The organism is Bacteroides sp. D55t1_190419_B8 (genome assembly GCF_015558905.1).
In the GTDB taxonomy this organism is placed as follows: domain Bacteria; phylum Bacteroidota; class Bacteroidia; order Bacteroidales; family Bacteroidaceae; genus Bacteroides; species Bacteroides vicugnae.
The window spans coordinates 1-20,874 of record NZ_JADMOU010000012.1; the positions used below are offsets into that span (position 1 = coordinate 1).

At 44.9% G+C, this 20,874-nt stretch carries 10 protein-coding genes; all 10 read right to left on the reverse strand.

Going from position 1 to position 20,874, the window contains the following annotated elements; translation table 11 throughout:
* Positions 1 to 186: 186 nt before the first annotated feature.
* On the reverse strand, positions 187 to 1,311 hold the full coding sequence (locus tag I2I13_RS12260; protein ID WP_195649618.1) for an ISAs1 family transposase: 1,125 nt from the start codon (positions 1,309 to 1,311) through the stop codon (positions 187 to 189).
* Positions 1,312 to 1,592: 281 nt separating this feature from the next.
* Positions 1,593 to 3,878 (reverse strand): beta-galactosidase, encoded by a 2,286-nt coding sequence (locus I2I13_RS12265; protein WP_370540831.1) that lies wholly within the window; start codon positions 3,876 to 3,878, stop codon positions 1,593 to 1,595.
* A gap of 53 nt (positions 3,879 to 3,931) precedes the next feature.
* Positions 3,932 to 5,335, reverse strand: coding sequence for a Gfo/Idh/MocA family protein (locus I2I13_RS12270; RefSeq protein ID WP_370540832.1), 1,404 nt, complete (start codon positions 5,333 to 5,335; stop codon positions 3,932 to 3,934).
* Between the two features lie 39 nt (positions 5,336 to 5,374).
* Positions 5,375 to 9,202, reverse strand: coding sequence for an alpha-N-acetylglucosaminidase TIM-barrel domain-containing protein (locus tag I2I13_RS24515; protein ID WP_229128629.1), 3,828 nt, complete (start codon positions 9,200 to 9,202; stop codon positions 5,375 to 5,377).
* Between the two features lie 29 nt (positions 9,203 to 9,231).
* The gene (locus tag I2I13_RS12280; protein WP_195649621.1) at positions 9,232 to 10,821 is read right to left on the reverse strand and encodes a right-handed parallel beta-helix repeat-containing protein; all 1,590 of its coding nucleotides are present in this window, start codon (positions 10,819 to 10,821) and stop codon (positions 9,232 to 9,234) included.
* 33 nt (positions 10,822 to 10,854) lie between these two features.
* Positions 10,855 to 12,537: a right-handed parallel beta-helix repeat-containing protein gene (locus I2I13_RS12285; protein ID WP_195649622.1), complete on the reverse strand. Its 1,683-nt coding sequence runs from the start codon at positions 12,535 to 12,537 to the stop codon at positions 10,855 to 10,857.
* Between the two features lie 102 nt (positions 12,538 to 12,639).
* The gene (locus I2I13_RS12290; RefSeq protein WP_195649623.1) at positions 12,640 to 13,992 is read right to left on the reverse strand and encodes an IPT/TIG domain-containing protein; all 1,353 of its coding nucleotides are present in this window, start codon (positions 13,990 to 13,992) and stop codon (positions 12,640 to 12,642) included.
* 8 nt (positions 13,993 to 14,000) lie between these two features.
* Complete coding sequence (locus I2I13_RS12295; RefSeq protein ID WP_195649624.1) at positions 14,001 to 15,644, reverse strand: IPT/TIG domain-containing protein; 1,644 nt, start codon at positions 15,642 to 15,644, stop codon at positions 14,001 to 14,003.
* Positions 15,645 to 15,677: 33 nt separating this feature from the next.
* Complete coding sequence (locus I2I13_RS12300) at positions 15,678 to 17,567, reverse strand: RagB/SusD family nutrient uptake outer membrane protein (protein WP_195649625.1); 1,890 nt, start codon at positions 17,565 to 17,567, stop codon at positions 15,678 to 15,680.
* Positions 17,568 to 17,587: 20 nt separating this feature from the next.
* Positions 17,588 to 20,872 carry a TonB-dependent receptor gene (locus tag I2I13_RS12305; protein ID WP_272225187.1) on the reverse strand — a complete coding sequence of 1,095 codons (3,285 nt, stop codon included), beginning with the start codon at positions 20,870 to 20,872 and terminating at the stop codon, positions 17,588 to 17,590.
* Positions 20,873 to 20,874 lie beyond the last annotated feature (2 nt).

A 20,874-nucleotide genomic window follows, 5' to 3' on the forward strand; every position in this document is an offset into this window, starting at 1 on the left:
AGGAGAAATGAGGGAAATACTATGAGAAATACCACTTTATCTTTTATTTCTCATAGTATTATATTATTGATTTACAAAAGATTATTGTGCGTGTTATGAGAACATGAGAAATGAATATGAAAAATCATTTGCAGTAGAACTTGAATTCAACGAAAGGTCAGGGCAAACGCTCAATAAACTCTACATCTATTTATTGACAGTATTTGTTATTCTTTCTATTCCAATGACTTTGTCTCTGCTCTTCTCATCCCATCCACATGTTTTTCTCTTGCCTGCCATCCCTAGTTTGATGTCACTCTGTTTTAAAAGCATAAGTGCTAACTTTGATATGGTGGAGAAGTTAATAGCTGCATTACCTGTTTTTCTGTCATCATCTTCTCTGAATCCGACATCCAGTACCCAATGCAAGTTGTTTTCCACCGCCCAATGTGACCTGACGGATTTTAGTATGGTTACGGGATCTGGTTCCAAAGAGGATATATAGTACTTTGTTTCCAAGACAGGTTCTTTGTCTCCCATTTTTCTAATTGAATTTATCATCGCCAATGTTTTGATTCCTGTCCATCCTTTGAGAAAACATTGCAGATTCTTTGCATCTATGCACACACACTCCCTATATTCACTCCTGCCATGACCTTCATTTTGCTCAAAGTGTCTTTTTGCATGACATAAATAGTACCTCATGTCTTCGCTAAGGTTGAGCTTGATGCGTTCTTTGAGTGCCTCTTGGTTATCTTTAGCGCATAAAATATAGTCAGCCTTGTTCTCGATGATAAGTTTGGCTATTGATTTCTGACAGCCTATAGCATCAATTGTTATGATACAGTTCTCAATATCAAGCAGCTTAATAAGCTCTGGGATTGCTGTTATTTCATTGGATTTTTCCTCTACTTTCTTTTGACCAAGACATATACCGTTGGATACAGACCAGGCGCTGACCATATATAGCTTGCTTTTCATGCCTGTTTTTGACTGACTATTGCAAACGGCTTTTCCATCAATGGCTACAACGCCGGGGATGCTGCGGCAAATGTCGCCAACCCACAACCTGAAACATTCCTCAAACCATTCAATATCCAAAATGGAGAAAAAACGACTAAGAGTATCATGAGAGGGAACGGAAAACAAACCGGGCAAACGCTTTTTGAAGTAATCCTCATGTGTCTTGGCAAAAGATTCTATTTCATTCCACGTGTCAGCCCCACAGATCACAGAAACGATGGAAATGAATACTAGTTCGTTTGACTGATAAATCTTATTCTTTTCGTTTCTGACGTCGGGTATAATCTCTGAAAAGGCTTGAATTGTCATGTGATAGGATGTTAGGTGATAAATAATAAGGATGCAAATGTAATGAAAATAAGGTTATGAAATACTGAACCGAAGGAACAGATAAAGAAATTTAAAGTAAGGAACATCCCTAAAAAGGTCATTAGGAAACCATCAATAAACAATGTGTGATTTATTGAGCGTTCGCCCTGATCCTGTAAGGAAATAAACTCAAAACATCTACCCTTTCCGCACGCCAACCTCAATGAACAAAGAGATAAAACGTGGAAAAGGGCAAATGTGATATAATTTAATCCGACAATCTATTGATGGAATAAAAAGAATTGCGGACGGGCATATATACGAATATCCTTTACTTTTCCTGATAAAAATGAACCCTCACGCACTTTCACTCGTAAGGCAGAGACTTTATATATCTCTTTCATATCAATAATAATCTGATGAGGATGAGTAGAATCGACAACTGGGTCCGTGTGCCAGAATGAAGAGACATCGCCGTCATACAAGTTTTCTCCTACTCCCAGATTCTTATCAGACAGTTCACTACTTACATAGATCACCTCCCACTTTGTCTTATCAATCGTCTGTCCCCTATCATCCAACAATTCAACCTCTGAGATACAAGTCTGGTTGTCATCAGTATAGGAAGAAAGCGTCTCAACACAAAAATGACGAAGAGTGGCGGCAACAGGAAGTTCAAACTGTTGCCAGCCATTGGCTTCCTGCACGGTAGTTTCCAAGACAATATCCCCCTTTTCAAGAATCGGAGTTCCCTGAACGGCACGCCGTTGCCCTTGTTGGTAATTCTTATCCATTCCCAAACTGTCGAGGATGGGACGATGCAGCCCTTGCAAAGAACGGTTTCCGGTATCTTCCATTTCAAAAACTACTATTTCATTCTCCCCCTCCTTCAACCACGGGGCAGGCAGATATAAAGTTTGCTGAGGACCAATATTCCAGAAACGTCCTAGCGATTTACCATTTACCCAGACAGCACCTTTTCCCCACCGGCTCATGTCAACAAAACAGTCGCCTTTCTTCTGAACGGTAAAGATTCCCTTATGGAAAGCCGGTTTCCCCTGAATACTTCCACCAAAGTTCATTTCCGACACCTTTTCTTTATAAAGCGGCAAAGGAGTAACAGACCATCCAGTCAACTTTTCATCCCCCCATAACACTTGGTTCGTAATACCTTTCTGATTGAACTGTATATCAGGACCATAATTGACACGACCTGAGTTTTCGACCAATATCTCTAACGTGGCAGGAACCTTCTGAATGTTGAGTGTCACATTATTCTGATTGTAACGACGGTCCAGGCTTGCCACCTGATCTCCATTGACCAAAATCACAGCATAATCACGCAAATCCTGTATAATCAACTTTTGCCTGCCTACCTTGTTGATAGTAGTCTGATAATGTATATAACCGAAATCAACTCCCAGGTCTTCCATTGAAAGCACATTTTCCGATTTGGTAGTCTCGTGGAAAGCAGATTTCAGGGGAGCACTTTCTTTCAGTTCAATCGCAGCAAAAGACGTTGTAGGATTATCGGCAGGCACATCGGGCAATACCGTTCCTTCGGGCAAATATTTCTGAATCACTTCCCTGAAAGCGTGATATTTCGGATAACAGTTTCCCCATTCGCCCAAAGGCGCATCATAATCATAGCTTGTAGGTTGCGGACGGTAGCCACCGGCTGTATTCGCCCCGTTTGTATACCAGAAATTTGTCCCTCCGTGAAACATATACATACTGACGGACACACCATGTCCCAGCATCCAGTCCAGTTGCTCCGCCGGACGCTTATAATCGACCGTCGAATGATGCTGTCCCCATACGTCGAACCATGCCGGATAAAATTCCGCGACAAAATACGGGCCGCCCAGATGATATTTATCCACAATTTTAAAGATATCCTCGCTGAACACCCCGTTCAATGTCGGCAACGCTCCGTCGATATGTCCGGCCTCAGCCTGACCGCCACCATCGCAAGTAAACAGCGGGACATTGAATCCCGCATCCTTTATCATATCGCGGAGAGCAGCCAAATATTCCTTATCTGCCGCGTAAGAGCCATACTCGTTTTCCACCTGCACCATCAGTATATTCCCGCCGTTATTGATAGTCAGCGGAGCCAGTTGTTCACCAAGCGCTTTGATGTACCGTTCACAATATTCGAGGAAACGGGCGTCCTTGCTGCGATAAACCATATCCTTTTCTTTCAGCAGCCAAGAGGGATAACCACCAAAGTCCCACTCCGCACATACATAAGGGCCCGGACGCAATATGACATACAATCCTTCTTCTTGTGCCAGACGGACAAACTCAGCAACATCTGCCTGCCCGCTGAAGTCAAACTCACCGGGCCGACGCTCGTGAAAATTCCAAAATACATAAACCGAAATGGTGTTCAGTCCCATCGCACGGGCTCTTTGCAACCGGTCGCGCCAATATTCGTGAGGAATACGGGGATAATGCATCTCCCCGCAAATCAACTGTACGTCCTTACCATTGACAACAAAGGCTCCCTCATCTATCCTGATACGTTCTTTCGGAGAAAAACAGCCCCCCGAAAAAAACGGCATCAACAAGCAAAGCAGAATTTTATAAAGTCGTTGTTTATTCATCTATCCCCCTCTTATTTTACAAAAGCATGTTGATATTTAGAAACCTTGTTCCATCCGCCGCGTGTAAAATCGGGGACTGCCACCGGAGCCGAATTATTTTCAATAGAAAGACGGGTCAGCTCCGCCATGCAGCACCATTCTGCCAAGTCATAGACATCCATATCCAGCGGCAACCCATTGCGCAAACAATAAACCAAACGATAATCCATGATATAATCCATGCCACCATGACCGCCGACTTTCTTGGCTGTCTCTTCCAGTTCCACATGGATAGGATGTTTATATGCGTTCATCATTGCCACTTTCGCTTCCTCGGGCATAGCCCCATGAACGTTCAGGTTCTCATGATTAAGCACCACGTTCGTATCCACTTGCTCGGGACGCAGGCAGTATTCCTCAATCGGGTATTTGCTGGCGTATCCGTCGGTACCGACCAACTGATACATACGGCTATAAGGACGCGGAGTCATCACATTGTGCTGGATAAGCATCGTCTTACCGTTTTCGGTACGAATCACGGTAGTAGTCTGGTCACCATTCTGAAAGTCTTTCACTTCTTCGCCTGTCGTTTTCCGGATATATGCCGGACCGTTCACGGCCTTTGTATCCATCGACACCAGCGTTTTCATACGGTCGCCCCGATGAATATCAAGCAATTGACAGGCAGGACCGATGCCGTGTGTAGCATATATGTCTCCGCGGTTATTGCGATTGTAGTCCATACGCCAATTATTCCAATAAGACGACCAGTAATCTTCCAAATTGTGAATATATGCTCCTTCGACATGCAGAATCTCACCAAACACGCCCCGTTGAGCCATGTTCAATGTGGTGAGTTCAAAGAAATCATACACACAGTTTTCCAGTTGCATACAGTGCTTACGGGTCTTTTCAGAAGTATTGATGAGAGCCCATATTTCTTCCAATGTCATAGCGGCGGGTACTTCAATGGCTACATGTTTTCCGTGTTCCATGGCATAAATACCCATTTCGGCATGATGCCTCCAATCCGTCGCCACATAGACAAGGTCGATATCATCCCTATCACATAACTGTTTCCATGAATTTTCATCTCCATAATAAGCGGTAGCTTCCGGCAGACCGGCTTCACGCAGGATATTCTGCGCTTTTTCCACACAATCCTGGCGAATGTCGCATAAAGCCTTAACCTGTGTCCCCGGAATATGTGTGAAACGGGTGACAGCTCCCGGTCCGCGCATCCCCAGTCCGATGAATCCGACACGTACCGTATCAATTTTGGGAGCAATCAGCTGAATCACGTCCTCCTGTCCGGCAGGACGTACTGGCGTTTCCACCACGATAGATTGAACTGCCTCTCCTTTCTTTTGCTTACACGCTGCAAAGGCGATAAACACAAATACCATTGTCAAACTGAAAAATATCTTTTTCATAATACTTATTGCTTATAATAAATTAGTTTAGTCACATTCTTCTCAAAAATTATTAATTGCTTTCCGGGCTTTGTCCACCATTTGTTCCCCCGGGGTATTTGTCAGACGTTCCAAACGGAAGTCCGACAAGATCTGTTCAATCCGTTTCAACTTGGCAGGATGATTCTTAAATTCAGCTTTCAGGATACGTACCTTCTCAAAATCCTGGATTCCTTCCAGTAACTTTTCCATCCGCACGGAAGAACGTCCGCCCGGATAAAACAGGAAGCAGTCGCCTGCAGCCCAGGTGCGGAAACGGGTGTCCTGCAACGGTTCTTTCACCCAACTATTATATGCCCAACGCAAATACCCGTCAAAGTTTTCGGCAGCCGCATACCAAGCAAGCCAGCTCGATTCGGCCGGAGGTGAGAAAGTAAACATATTCGGACGCGCCTCGGTGCAGCACGTATAATAAGTGCTTTTCTTTCCTTCCGCCCGCCGCTTTGCCAGCACATCTGCCGGAAATACCTGCCCGGAGGCTATGCTGTAATCATATATATCGCTCTCAAACTCGTTGTGATAATTACCGGCAAGAGCCACTTTATAGTCAGAATCCGCTTCGCGTATCAATGCAATAGCTTTCTGCATCTGTTCCATGGGACGCTCGTCCATGGCAATAGTCGTTATTCCGAACCATCCCTTCTCCTTCAGATGACGGGCGAAGTCTTTCAAGAACGGAAGCCAATAATCACGATATTCAGCGGTTCCGACTTCAGCTTTCACCGATTTCATTCCGTCGGAAGCCTGGTCGTAATAACGGAAAGACAATTTCCAAGGAATCAGTGAATAACAATTTATCTCACGGTCGATGCCCAGAGACATCATAAACTCCACCCACCGATCGAATACCTCATAATTGTACTGCCAGCTTCCGTCCAACCGACGCATACGCATCACCATTGAGTCAAACGGATCTTCCGTCTGACCACCCCAAGGCTGGTGCATAATAGAAGCCGTAATGCATTTCTGTCCGGCATTTGCCAACGGCAGGAATAGGGAACGCATGGTTGCAAAGTGTTCTTTACTCCATAGAGGAACCTGATGATAACGGGCCACCGAATAAGGATTCTGCCACAGGTCAAGATGGAAAGCCCATTCGGCAGCAGGCGGCAGTTGCCTGCCGGACACTTTCAACTCTATATCCAAAGGGGCAAAGGAACTGTCCGGAAAGGTCAGCTTGCCCCGGTATGTCCCCGAGGGTGTATCGGAAGGAACCTGGCAGCTAACCCATACTGGTTGCGTATGACGGCTCTTGATGTTATAGTTCTTTCTGATATCCAGGACATCGGCTACCATTGAAGAGTCAAATTCCGCATGATTGGTACGATACCCGCAGCCTGTCTTGCCATCTTTGCTCAATTCGTCGGTCATGACATAACGCAGGAAATACGTCCGGATAGCAGAAGCCGGAATTACTGCCCCGCCGGAACCTTTCAGTTCGCTGACTTCCGCCCGTATGTTTATGCAGTCGCGCGTAGTCCAGAGCAGTGCCAGGGCATTGACCTTTTCCCCTTTCCAAGCTGTGCCTTTCCAAGTGCGGGCAGCCATTACGTCCGTTGTCGGCACATTCGTGCGGCTATAACGGACATCGGTCGAACCCCATGCGCTGTTATAGTCCGATTTGCATTGTTTCCATTCAGCCTCATTAATCGGTTTCGTGTCGGTAAGCTCCGCCAAATCCGATGATGAGCAGGCAGCCGGAAGGGTTATTTTATTCACAATCTCTTCCAGTGACATACGTGGCGCATCGTCAGCCATCTTCAGATTTTTCTCTACCCACTCGCGCTCCCAATGGAAATAATCGGGAGCTTTTGCCTGTTCGCCGCGAAGCTGTGCCCGCAAATAGTCGAAATATACAATCCAACGCTCCTTGTAGTAGGTATTCATCATACCCGCCCACTCTTTGTAAGCATAATCATGCAAGTTATCCTCCAAGGTCACGTGCTCTCCCCAATAAGTTATCAACATCATCAAGTTATGGAGATTATTACTTTTCTCGGCAGAAGTGCCGCCTGCATCTTTCGCCTGTTGTTGCCAAGTGCTGAGACGGAAAAAAGGGTCTTGAGACAATAATTCGTTTTCCGTATCTATCATTGCGAGGAATTTATCCGCTTCCTTCTCGAACTTCTTCGTATCCTTCGCCTGGTATCCTGCCACCATATCAGTAAAGACTCGATCGGCTTCGTTGGCTATCACCTGACGCAGGAAGTGAATCAAATCAATACGGTATGTACGGACATTCCGAAACTCCGGCAATGCTCCGGCAAATAATAATGCAGCTTCCTTATAAAGCTCCAGGTCATATTTCTTCGCCAACCGTCCCCAACTGGAAACCGATTTAAGTTCCAGTGACGGACGCGCGCAAAGAATATTTTCAGGTGGGCCTTCCTGATAGCCTACCTCACTGCTGTATATTGATTTCAACATCAATTTCCAAGCAGCGCGGACTTCATTGGTAATCTTGCCATAACGTGCCGTAATATATACGTCAATCCAGCGGTCGACGTCTACGTGTTCCTTATGCCATACCAGTTCAAGCAAGAGTTCATAGGCAACCGGATTATTATTTATCCCCTCGGGCAATATGCCGACTCCTTTCATATAAGACGAATATTCGCCTTGAGAAGCCCGGTAAACCTCATCAGCGAAACGTTGAAGTTTCCCATTGATGCCCGGACGCTCACCGAAGTTGGTGACAGTGGCCCATATAAAAGGGGTACCTTCGTATCCCTTACGGGTTTCCCAGTTATTGGTATTCTCACCAAACAATTCCTGAACAAGTACATATTTTTTGTCGAGTTTCTCCAACAAACCGGGCTTGGGATTGTCCTGCCAACCTTGCAACACCCAGATGGAACCGGGAAAGTGTTTCTGCATCACTTTCTGTATCGCCCGTCCGGCATCTCCCAGAGATACTCCTTCCGTAGCTCCCCCCTCATGAAACGGGTCGCCGGAAAAGAAACGGATATCCGAGCCGTACAGCCGACGTGTCTCATCATAGAAAATGGCGGCGATACGTTCAAATTCAGGATCGGTGGGATCAAGGATATCAGGACGCGTGAAAGCTCCCCAATTTCCTTGCGGGATAATATGAGCTTTGCTCTTGGTCTTCAAGTTACTCGGCACCATTCCATAAAAACCAGGCATCAAAGGCTCGATGCCCAACGATTTCATACGCGCCAGCATTTTCTGAACCAGTTTCTTACGGCTATCTATCTGCGACTGGGGCATAGGGCCACCCCAGCCTTCGATATTTCCCATCAGCCACCAAGCATTATAACCCGGTCCGGTGATGAAGTCGGCTATCTCCTTTTCCGAATAGTCCATCCGTCTGAGCACGTTTTGCCATACAGCTTCCGAGCCGTTGGCTACCAGCATCAGGTTCACACCATTAAGCGCCATCCAATCAAGCTCCCATTGCCAGTCATCCCAGGTATAGAAGCTCATGGTATAGTTATAGGTACAATAGTTTAATGCATAGCGATATATAGCAGAGGTTTTGACTGTTACTGGCTGTTCTACGACCGGAAGCTCAGTTACGGGGGCGAGCTGGTCACCAAGATGAGACATGCTTCGGTGACAATAGTATTTCAGATACCAATTGACACCGACTGCTGCTGCGTTTGCGTTAGTGGCTTTTACTACCAGATTCTTCTCGATAGTTTGCAAGGTGAAACAATCACCGTTCGGCGAGGGAACCGCTTCAAAACGGATATGCCCGGCAAGCCACGGCGCACGGCGGCTCACAAGTCCCTGCACGCCATCGAATACATCTGCATAGCCTTTGATCACTACGAGAAGTAAAGTAAACAATAGGAATAGTTTCTTCATAACTTATATACTTAAGTTTCTTTTATAATCTACTGGTCGGCACCGATATTTATCTTATTGTCTACTAAACGTTTATCACCATCTATATCATACTCGCCGATGATTGTGCCCGCCATGACAAAACCAGCATTCTTTGCCGGAGATTCGGACAGTAAGTGCAAATCCGGTTCAGCCGTTTCCCAGTTTTGCAACTGTGGGTCTACATTGTAAACGGAGTGCTTGTCTCCGCTGGCTTTCTGCCACTCTGCGAAGTCTGTATATTCTTTTCCGTCCCAGAACCATTTCTGCACCTTTTGCCGGGGAGAAAAATAAAGATTGTACCCTATTTCGTTCCTGTCTCCCGTTGCCGTATATTTACGTATGAATATATCCCGGTCGCTCAGTGCATAGATAAGGTTATTCATTATTACATTGTTCGTGCAGTTTTCCGTTAGGCGGATTTCTCCTTCACTATCTTTTTCGTCGTTCACTCGTCCCGAATTATTGTTCTCGTTCAATGAGCCGCCTACCAGATTATTGTTATACAAAGTATTGTTCACAACGTGGCACCCGGAAGTTCCGCCATTGGTATATCCTATATAGTCTCCCATATATATGCCTGTACGGTAGTTGTTGTACACAAAGTTATTGCGCACGATACAATCTTTTGTGGACAGTTCATTGCTTTCACTCACCAGCCCAATGGCACGGTCGCACTTCCATACTTCGTTTTGCTCAATGACAGTATTCGCCCCTCCACAGACATAAATGCCGATAGCCCCGTAGGCAGCGGGATTATTACAAATCACCTCCCAAAATTCAGGGGTGTATTGATGAGTACACCTATATACTTTATTCCGGCGAACAACTCCGTTGCGGGCATAATTTACCTTAATGTCTCCGCCCGGATTCAGATTGTCACCGCCAGCCACAATGATTCCGATATTTTCCACATCATGCACTTCACAGTCCTGAACAACAAATCCGTCAACATTTCCGGCAATTGTCAACGATTCACTCGTTCCGGTATGCATATCAAAAATCTCACACTGCTCAATCGTAAGGTTGCGTATTGGTGTCTCGTCATTGTTACCAAGCACCAGGATAGCATGAGCACTACGCCAATCGCCCTTACCGTGCGTATCCAGACACACGCTCTTGATATTGTATATTTTACAGTTGCGGATTGTAATGTCACCTGATTTTCCATTAATAAGTATCCCTTCCGGATCGGAATTGGGAGATGCATTCACCGCATTGCATATATGTAGGTCTTCCAGTGTCAAGTGTTGTATATCTCTCAACTGCACCAATGCTGACCATCCTTCCAGCTTCAAACCTGTTCCGTCAATCTTGGCTGTCTCACCGGGATAACTTTTGATAGTTATCGCTTTTCCCGGTTCACCCGAACGTGTAGGAATGACAAACTCATGATATGCCCCTTCACGCAAAAAGATGGTGTCTCCCGGCAAGGCATATTCCAATGCCTTAGCCACTGTCTTCAACGGAGCATTCTTTCCGCCTTCCGCTAGGTCATCACCGCCGGGCGATACATACCATCCTGAAGCCGGCTGGTTAGAGCATCCGCATAGTAATGCTCCCATAAATAAAAAGTAGATTGCTTTTATATATTTTTTCATGTTTTCTCTATAGAAATAATACCTGATTTAACTTTATTGATAGGCTCCTATACTGATAGAGGAACCGCTATAACGTGCATTTCCTGCAAAATCCTCAGTACCATTGAAGTATGAACTGATGAACAAGCCTGCGTTGACAGCCGGCGAACCTGCTTTCAACTGGAAATTAGGGCTCTTCAAGCTCGGATTGACCAACAGAGGGTCTATATCAAACAAGGAACCTTTATCTCCACTGGCTACCTTATAAGCTTCCCATGAGGTATATTCTACATTTTCCCATATCCAACGCTTATTTTTTGGATTGGCGGAATAATAGATATTGTTACTTATCTTATTTCCCGTTCCGCTCGTAGTGTATTTACGGACGAAAATATCTCTATCCGTTACCGCATATACAAGGTTGTTCGCTATGACGTTGTCGTAACAGTTTTTCGTCATACGGAGTTCGCCTTCGCTGCCGTCTTCATTGTCCTTGATACCTTCTTCATTATTCCAGCCATTGTATGAACCACATACCAAATTGTTGTGATAAAGCGTATTGTTAAGTATATAGCAGTTTCTTGTACCGCTCACTCCATTGAAGAAACCGATATAGTTGCCCATATAAATTCCCGTACGATAGTTGTTGTAAATTATATTGTTCCGCACAATACAATCCGTAGTGGAATATTCATCGCTTTCACTCACCAAGCCGATGGCGCGGTCGCATCCCCATACTTCGTTCTGTTCTACAATAGTACGTGCACCACCACATATATAGATACCAATGGCTCCATAGCCTTCCGCTCCCCAATAATCTATTGAGTTCTGGTGCGTACATCTATATATTTTATTACGACGGATTACACCATCACGTGCATAGTTGACAGATACGTCTCCACTGGGATTCAAGTTCTCTCCTCCCGCTACGATAATACCGATGTTCTCCACATCATGCACTTCATTGTCTTGTATGGTAAAGTTCGTCACATTACCCACCAATGAGAACGTCTCGCTCGTACCGCTATGAATGTCATGGATATCACATTTCTCAATCAGGATGTCCTTGACAGGAGTCGTATGGAATCCAGTGATCAGGATGGCATGTGCACTACGCCAATCGTCCAGACCGTTGTTCGCATCTTGTTCAGCCCGTGTACACGTGTTTTTGATATTATAAATTTCACATCCGCGAATCTCAATATTGTTTGATGTCCCTGTGATATGAATACCTTCAGGGTCGGCATTTTTGGCAGTATTTATGGCATTGCAGATATGCAGGTTTTCCACTGTGATAAAATTCACATCTTTAATTTGTACCAATGCATTGCCCCATCCTTCTATTTTCAGTCCTGTACCATCAATCTTGGCAACTTCATTTTTGTAACCTTTAATAGTGATTCTTTTTTGGCGCGTACCCGACTTGGAAGGAGTCACAAGCTCATTATACACACCTTCCCGCAAGTATACGGTATCACCGGGATTAGCTCTCTGCAAAGCCTTGGTGACAGATTTCAACGGGGTTGCAATCATTCCGTTGGACGAATCATTACCATTTGGAGCAACATACCAACTGACAGCCTTTTCCGGCTCCGGTTCTTTACCGTCATCACCATCATCTTTTCCGCCATCGCCTCCTTGTTCAGTGTCAATAGCTTCATCCAGTTTATCGTCACCGCATGAAACCATTCCCATTGCGAGAATAAAGCACATTAATAGGACAAAATTCTTTTTCATTGTTTCTTCAGAATTATAGGGTTTACATTTTTCAAAATTAGAAATGATTGGATAGTTTGGCAAGACTTGCTTATATACAAGCCTTGCCAGTTCCTCTCCTGTTTACTCGTAAACAATCTTTCTTACCACATTATTCTTTCTGTCAAGTACATAAATCAATCCGTTCTTATCTACAGCCACATCTTCCGGTCCGCTGAACGTTGCAGCAGAGCCATTGGCATCGTTATATCCTGACAAGGAGCTTCCAGCAACGGTACGCACTACTTGGTTTTGCAAGTCCAGTACACGGATACTCTGGTCTGCATTATTGCTATCGCCGCCATAAGCTCCGTTACCTGCAATATAAATATTTCCGTCAGGACCTATATCCAAACCACCGGGGAAAGAAAAACGGGCTTCGTTGAACGAACCGTTCACATAAGCTTGTTCTGTATTACCAGCCACCACGGAGCGCTGCCATGACGTGTCGCCACGCGTACATTTCACAATACGGTGCACACCATTGTTGGCTGCTTCCGACACATAGATATCACCTACATTGTCAACAACGATTCCCATACACAAAAGAGAACTTTCATTGGCACAAATCTGTGTATCCTCACCATCCCGGTTAAATTTCCAGACACCGGTAGCCGGATGCGTGTAATAAATATCACCGTTCCGTTTGTCCACCGCCAATGCCCAAGGCTGATTGCTCGTATTGCCCAATGTGGTGACCACACCTTCCGGTGTGATCTGACGGATGGTATTATTGGCTGTTTCAGTCACATAAACATTACCGACGGCATCTGTGTCCATTCCATAAAGTGTGGAGAAACGCGCTTGTACGCCTGTACCATCCGTCACGCCTCTCTGACCGGCAAAACCGGCCAAAGTAGTAACCGTTCCATCCGGGGTAATCTTACGGACGCAGACATTTCCGGCCTCGCCTACATATACATTGCCATCATCGTCCACACAGATACTTCCTCTTTGCCAAGGACCATATGTCCAGTTGACATTATCCTCTTCAGTCACATCAAGATGAAGCATAACCTCAGCCCCCTTACCATCCTGATAACCGGCGTCACCATTTCCCGCAAACGTAGAGACATTCGCTGCAAATGAATAAACAAAGCTTTCAATAGTGGAGACAGGCTCACGTCCGGCAATCGAAACCTTCAACTGTCCGTCGCCCATACGGGCAGGAACTATAGCCATAATATTATTCATGTCACAACCCATTACCGTCAAAGGTATATTGCCTACCATTACGGAGACTTCATCAACATTGGTCGTGAAATTCTTACCGGTAATAAGAATTTCAGTTCCCGCACTACCGCTTGTGGGGTAGAAACGATTTACAATTACGGGACTTCCTGCATTATGCCCGTCATCATCTTTACAACTGCCCAGTAGTCCTGCGCTACATACCAACAGGATTAGAGCAATATAGTGAATAAAATTTGTTTTCATAAGGTTTGTTATTTTTCAACAGTCGTAATCTTCTTCACACAGTTATTCAGCCTATCCAACACATATACTGTGCCGTCCTTACCTACACATACGGCAGAAGGCGCACCAAACGAAGCCGGTAATGTCTCTTCGGCAGAACTGATTCCCGCATATGCCGGCAAAGTCAACATACCGTCCTCATTGCCGGAAGTTGCAGAACCCGCAAAAGTTGTTACCATTCCGGTCTTCATATCTATATAACGGATACTTTGGTCGATATGGGAGCGCAGTCCGTCTTCATAAACCCTGGTGCCATTTCCTGCTACCAAGATATTGCCGTCCGGCGTAACCGCAATTCCCCAAGGAGAAGCAAAAGTGGCTTCCAAGCGGGGACCATCACTATTTCCGAATATACCTGAACCTGCCACAACTTCCGGAGCCCCCAGACCCGCTTCAGTATAAGGGAATCGGATGATCTGGTTGGAACTATTCTTGACGGCATAGAGATCGCCTGTATTCTTATCTACATCCATTCCTCCGATATCCCATACATCATAAAGCCAATCACCAGGACTTTTCACGCTCGTGCCATAATCATCCAAATCTTTCATAAAGAGGCAATTATCATTTCTACAATAAAAACGATTGTGCTTTTCATCAATAGCAATGGTAATAGAGCGGGGATTTCCCAAGAAATGTGCCTTGCCGTCCGGTTCAAAGAATGCGGAAGCACCAATCCAGTTATCACAGGCATAGATGTTTCCTTTGCTATCCACCTTTATATCTGCGGGACGAATATCTGCATTATAAGATCCTCCTTCTGTATACCGCCAATTTATATCCCAATCCGGATTAGAATTACCCTGACCGGCTGCCCTGCTCAACTGACCGTCCGGTGTAATCTTAGTAATGCACACATTACCAAGTTCACCCACATACACATTGCCGTTATCATCAACAGCGATACTACCAAACCGGCTAGCATCCGCTCCTTCCCAAATAGAACTTCTGATCGAAAGCACATCGCTGCCCGGCAATGTAGTTATTGTACGTTCAAAAATAGGCGCATCATCATATGTGAAGTCTACAGAAAATGTTCTACCATTAAAACCAAGGAGAATAGGGAAAGTCCCTTCTTCTGCCAGTTCAGGGATTGTCACCACGAAACACGCTTTTTCTGCATCAAATACGCAAGCAGCTTCCACACCTTTATAAGTAGCGGTAGGATTCACAATTTCTTGAGGTAAGTTTGAAATATAGATACTTACCTTCGTACCGATCTTACCCATAGAAGGAGAATAACTGGCAAGTGCAGCTTTCTGGAAAGTGAATTTAGCTTTCGACTGTACGGTCTTGCCACCTATAGCCACCGTTAACAGTGCATTATCCGCGACCTCATTATCCGGCACTTCGACCAATAACTGCTCTTCGTTCGACTGCAAAATTGCTAATTCCACTCCATTGATACTCACGCTCACAGCGCTTGCATCCAAGCCAAACTGTTCGCCGTTAATCAGCAACTGCGTACCTCCTTTTCCGGTAGTTGGAGCAAAGTCAAATATATTCAGTTCACCCGTAAAAAGCGATTCAGATGTATCTTCATCGTCGCAACCAGTGAATATGGCTGTTGTTAAAACAACAACCATATATATATAATATGAAATTTTCTTCATTTCTCGTTCTATTAGAATTATGTTTTGGAAAAATTACTGGCCCCAGCCCGGATTCTGCACCAACGCACGGTTACGGTCTATCTCGGACTGCAAAATAGGATACAGATACATTTTATTATCCCAGTAGCGCGTCTGGAACAATTTCCGCTCGTAGAAACCTTCAAACTGGAATCCCTGCCCGCCATCATTTGCCTGAACATTCATACTGTAAATCTTACGGTTCTCTTCTTTTTCGAACAGCAAACGGCGCTGAAGTGTCCAAAAACGGTCGCCTTCAAAAGACAACTCAATCTGGCGTTCACGAAGAATCCACTTCCGCATCTCCGCCTTATTGCCGACAGCTTCAGGATAAAGGCGCGTCAACGGATTGGTAATACCTGCACGACTCCGGATTTCCTGAAAATAAGAGAGAATATCCGAATGTCCCGGATTGTATTCGTTCAACGCTTCAATATAATTCAGTAGAATCTCCGCATAGCGGATGTGGATATACGGGCGATAGGAAGCCTGATCATTTCTGATACTTGAAGTTGTACTAACTCTTTTCGCTACATTGTATCCGGTAAAATCCACTCGACTTCCTGTTGCGCCGGACTGTCCGGTAAGATAATACTCAGCCCTTCCGAATCCATCCTGGTTGGCTGCAGAAGAAAAATGATTGTAATCGTCTGCAGAAATTGCCGACAATACAGGGCGGGCATTATAATGCACAAAAGCATAAAAACGAGGTTCACGATTGACATACATATTATGCTCTCCTCGCCGGTAACCACGCTCGATTTCATTACGAACAGAACCGAAATGGCGGGGGTCGTCATTCTGGACAAATCCGGATTCCGTGTAAGAATCATCGTCATTAATATCATATCCGTCAGCAGTCAGAAAGGCATCTACAATATTCTGGGTGGCGTTCGACATACAGAAGCCTTTTGAGCCTGGAGTACAACGTATATCATGTCCATATAACCAATTATCACCCGCCATATGAGTAGCGAAAATCACTTCGGCATGCGTACCGTTCATAAAGAGTTCACGACAAGATAGATAGGGGTCAAAGTTTTTGTCACCACTTTCCGTATTGCGATAAAGATGATAAATGCCCAAATCAATCACGTCTTTCGCAGCATCGGCTGCAAGTTCCCATTTGCGCGGGTCGTAGGTTTGCGGAGCCAATAGTTGTCCGTCCTTGTCTTTGAAATCTTTATAGCGGGGAGCTTCCGCTTCGCTACCATTCCACAATTCACTGGCAGCCAGAAGACGCACTTGTGAAATAACGGCTTTGGCAGCCCCTTCAGTCGGGCGTCCCAAGTTGGCATTAGAAGCCCAAACAACGGGAAGAATGCCATAAGTAGACTCCATCAAGCCACAAATATATTCCACACATTGGTCAAAAGGAGTACGGGCATACTTGTTAAAGTCCTCATCCAATTCTGCGGGTTTCTCGCAAATCACAAATGGTCCGTACAAACGGAGCAGGTTCCAATAAAACCATCCACGGAGAAAACGTGATTCCGCTTTATACTGGTTCTTTAAATCCACACTTACAATGTTGTCCGGTACACGGTCAATATTGGCTTCAAAAGTCAGCGCTTTCTGGATTCCCTGATAGTAGTGCCCCCAACGGTCCTGAGCATTGTCACCGGGGCCATAGTTTCCTTCTACCATCTTACGGACAAAGGCACCGGAAAGTACACAAGACGTTTCATCCGAGAAGCCCAAAGTCGTCGGGTCATCCGTATTACGTTCTATATATCCGTACACATTGTACAAATATGCTTCTACATCAGAGCGTGTCTGCCAGATTTTATCCGTTGTTTTCAGGTTCTCCGGCTGCTGGTCCAGATAATCGCATGACGACAGCATTCCCAATGCAGCAACGGAAAACAACCCAATGGTCAATAACCTGTTTATTATATTTTTCATTGTTCTTATCGTTTTATTAGTTAAAATGCAACTCTCATCCCAAGTGTCACCATACGTGACAACGGATACTTAGCGCCGTTCGAACCCAATTCCGGATCCCATAGTTTAAATTTGGAGAAAGTCAGCAAGTTTTGACCCGACAGGTAAAAATAGAGATAATCGATCCCTTTAGCCGCCAAAGCCTTATTCTCAAGCGTATAACCTAAAGAGGCTTGCTTCAGACGCAAGTAATTTCCATTTTTCAACCAGTGAGTGCTGCTGACATAGTTGTTGTCCGAAGTACTGGCACCCATAGTTATACGCGGATACCAGGCATCAGCACGAGGATTATCCTCTGTCCAACGGTCGAGCGCCTTGGAGATTATATTTGTCGGATTCGCTCCCATACCAGCGAAAGGTACAATACCTACACCATTGGCTCCCCAATTACCACCACCAGTATCTATATAAGCTCCATTAGCCATTAAAGAGACATCAGCCACTCCCTGGAAAAAGAGCGCAAGGTCAAAATTGTGATAATTGACATTAACACCGAATCCATATGACCATGACGGGAAATTGGATTTTCCCAAATAACATTGATCGTTCGGGTCAATAACACCGTCACCGTTCAAGTCTTTGTATTTGATATCACCCGGCGCCAATTCACGCAATTGTTTCGGACTTTTCTCGATTTCCTCATAACTTTGGAAATAACCTTCAGCTACATATCCATAAAATTCACCGTAACTAGTACCCTCACCTTTCTGATAAGCATATTTCATTTGGGGTTCATCCTTGAATACAATCTTATTCTTACTATAGGTAGCGTTACCAAAAACGCGTAAACCTACTTTTTGAGCAATGCTTGTCTGATATTCAATATTAGCGTCAATACCCTGATTATCCATCTCACCCATATTAGCATAAATCGCGGCACTACCGAAACCCGACATAGCAGGCAAAGAAGAACGCTGAATCAAAATGTCCTTACGACGTTCCTTATAATAATCCAGTGTCAGATTGAACTTTCCGCCTATCATCATTTCAAGTCCGATATTGGTTTTATAGGATTTTTCCCAAGTCAGGCTTTCCGAAGCTAACAAAGTTTCTTTGATACCACCTACAGTACTACCGTTGGGACCGAAGCCATAACTGTTTCCACCGCCATACTGGGTAAAATAGGCAAAACGGTCACCTGTCCCCCCAATATTGTCATTACCTACAATACCATAAGACGCACGCAGTTTCAATAAATCAATATATCTGGTAGCTCCCTTAAAGAATGGTTCGTTAGAGATGACCCATCCCAAAGATGCAGCAGGGAAAAAGCCAAAACGATGATTGGGAGCGAAATTTTCCGAACCTGTATAAGAGGCATTGACTTCTGCCAGGTAACGGTCTTTCCAGCCATAGCTCAAACGACCGGCAATGGCCTGATTACGATACGGAATGGCACCTATAGCAGAGCCGGCAGTAGCCACCATACGATTACGCATATTATAGAGTAACATACCACTCACGCTATGGTCACCGAAGTTATGATCATAGGCCAGGTTAGCTTCTGTATACACCACACGTTCGCCCGTATCACTGTGTTCATACCACAATTCATTCGAGCCTTCCCTTATGGGTTTGTTGAATATTAATTCTCCGTTGGCATCACGTTGGTTAGTATACCACAAGTCTACGCTACCAGTACGTTTATTATTGAATTCACTATAACTGTCGAACGAGAAGCGGACATAAGCCGAAAGGCCTTTTGTAATGAAGTCCAACTTCTGGTTCAACGTAAACACCGACTGCAAAGCAGGGCGGAACGTATCCGAATATCCAGAGTTCTGGAGTAAGTCCATCGGGTTGACGCCGGCGTTGGCGGGCGGTCCAGCCCAACGTCCGTCCGGATAACGTATCGGGAAAGCTACGGGAGAAGCTGCATAAGCTTCATACCAGATTCTGGCTGCGGAAACGCCCGGATAACGTGAATCTACCATCATGGCTGCCAGGTTCATCTGCAGAAGTGTAGATTTAGTAATATTCACGTCAATGTTACTACGAAAATCATAACGCTTGTAATCCAGGTTCGGATTGAAACCATTTTCGTGCTTTACATTATATTGCCCGCCCTGATTGTAGAAAGAAGCGGACAGGTAATAGCGCACCAGTTCACTACCACCACTGATATTCAGATTGACATTGGATACGGAAGACATATCTTTATAAACGGTACCAATCCAGTCTACATTCGGGTAGAGGTAAGGATCCAGTCCTGTTTGTGTCTTCAGGATATCTCCTCGGCTATAAACCTCACTCTGGCCTGAGTTACGACGGGCTTCGTTATAGAGTTGCATATAACCGACACCGTCCAGCATACTGGGTACTTTCGTAAAGGTGGTGAAACCGGTCTCGGCTTTAATAGATATTTTTGGTTTGCCTACCGAACCACGTTTCGTTGTAATAATCATTACTCCATTGGCACCCTTGGCACCATATACAGCAGTGGCGGAAGCGTCTTTCAATAATGAAATGCTTACAATATCTTCCGGATCGATATTGTTGTAAGCACCGCCATAAGTGGAGTTCACGTCATCACGCTGCACTCCGTCCACAATCACTAACGGCGAAGTGTTTCCCGTGAATGTACTGATACCACGAATAGTAAACGTAGAGTTATCGTAACCCGGCTCTCCGCTGGACTGCACGGAAATAATACCGGCAACTTTTCCTTGCAGGGCATTACTCAGATTGGCTACCGGAGTTTTCAGGCTCCCCATATTGACCGAAGCCACCGAACCTGTCATCGTTACTTTTTTCTGAGCGCCATAACCAACTACCACTACTTCTTCCAAAGCAGAAGTCGACTCTTCCAGAGAAATATTGATTGTTGTCTGATTTCCAACCTTTACAGTTTTGGATTCATACCCCATAAACCGGAATTCCAGCTCCGTCTGACTACCAGGAACCGTAATCATATAAAAACCATCAAGGTCGGTAATCACACCGGTAGCAGCCCCCAACTGCTTTACACTAGCCCCCGGAATTGCTTCCCCTGTCGTAGTAGTGACATTACCTTTCACCGTACGGGATTTCCCGGCAGCTACAGACTCTTCCTCTTTTGTCGGAAATAACAGAATTTGTTTTCCCTGCACTTTCCAAGAAACGCCTTTTCCTTTAAAGGCCTGTTCCAAGACAACATTAACCGATTGTTTATTGGCAGAAACCGTAATAGGACGATTCACTTTGACTTGATTATCTTTGTAAAGAAAAGAATATTCGCTTTGATTTTGCACAGCTTCCACAAACTGCTTCAATGTCACATTTCTCACAT

Coding starts and splice junctions, on each gene's coding strand:
- I2I13_RS12290 (WP_195649623.1), bottom strand. CDS start 13,992: ATGAAAACAAATTTTATTCACTATATTGCTCTAATCCTGTTGGTATGT.
- I2I13_RS12295 (WP_195649624.1), bottom strand. CDS start 15,644: ATGAAGAAAATTTCATATTATATATATATGGTTGTTGTTTTAACAACA.
- I2I13_RS12300 (WP_195649625.1), bottom strand. CDS start 17,567: ATGAAAAATATAATAAACAGGTTATTGACCATTGGGTTGTTTTCCGTT.
- I2I13_RS12285 (WP_195649622.1), bottom strand. CDS start 12,537: ATGAAAAAGAATTTTGTCCTATTAATGTGCTTTATTCTCGCAATGGGA.
- I2I13_RS24515 (WP_229128629.1), bottom strand. CDS start 9,202: ATGAAGAAACTATTCCTATTGTTTACTTTACTTCTCGTAGTGATCAAA.
- I2I13_RS12260 (WP_195649618.1), bottom strand. CDS start 1,311: ATGACAATTCAAGCCTTTTCAGAGATTATACCCGACGTCAGAAACGAA.
- I2I13_RS12280 (WP_195649621.1), bottom strand. CDS start 10,821: ATGAAAAAATATATAAAAGCAATCTACTTTTTATTTATGGGAGCATTA.
- I2I13_RS12265 (WP_370540831.1), bottom strand. CDS start 3,878: ATGCCGTTTTTTTCGGGGGGCTGTTTTTCTCCGAAAGAACGTATCAGG.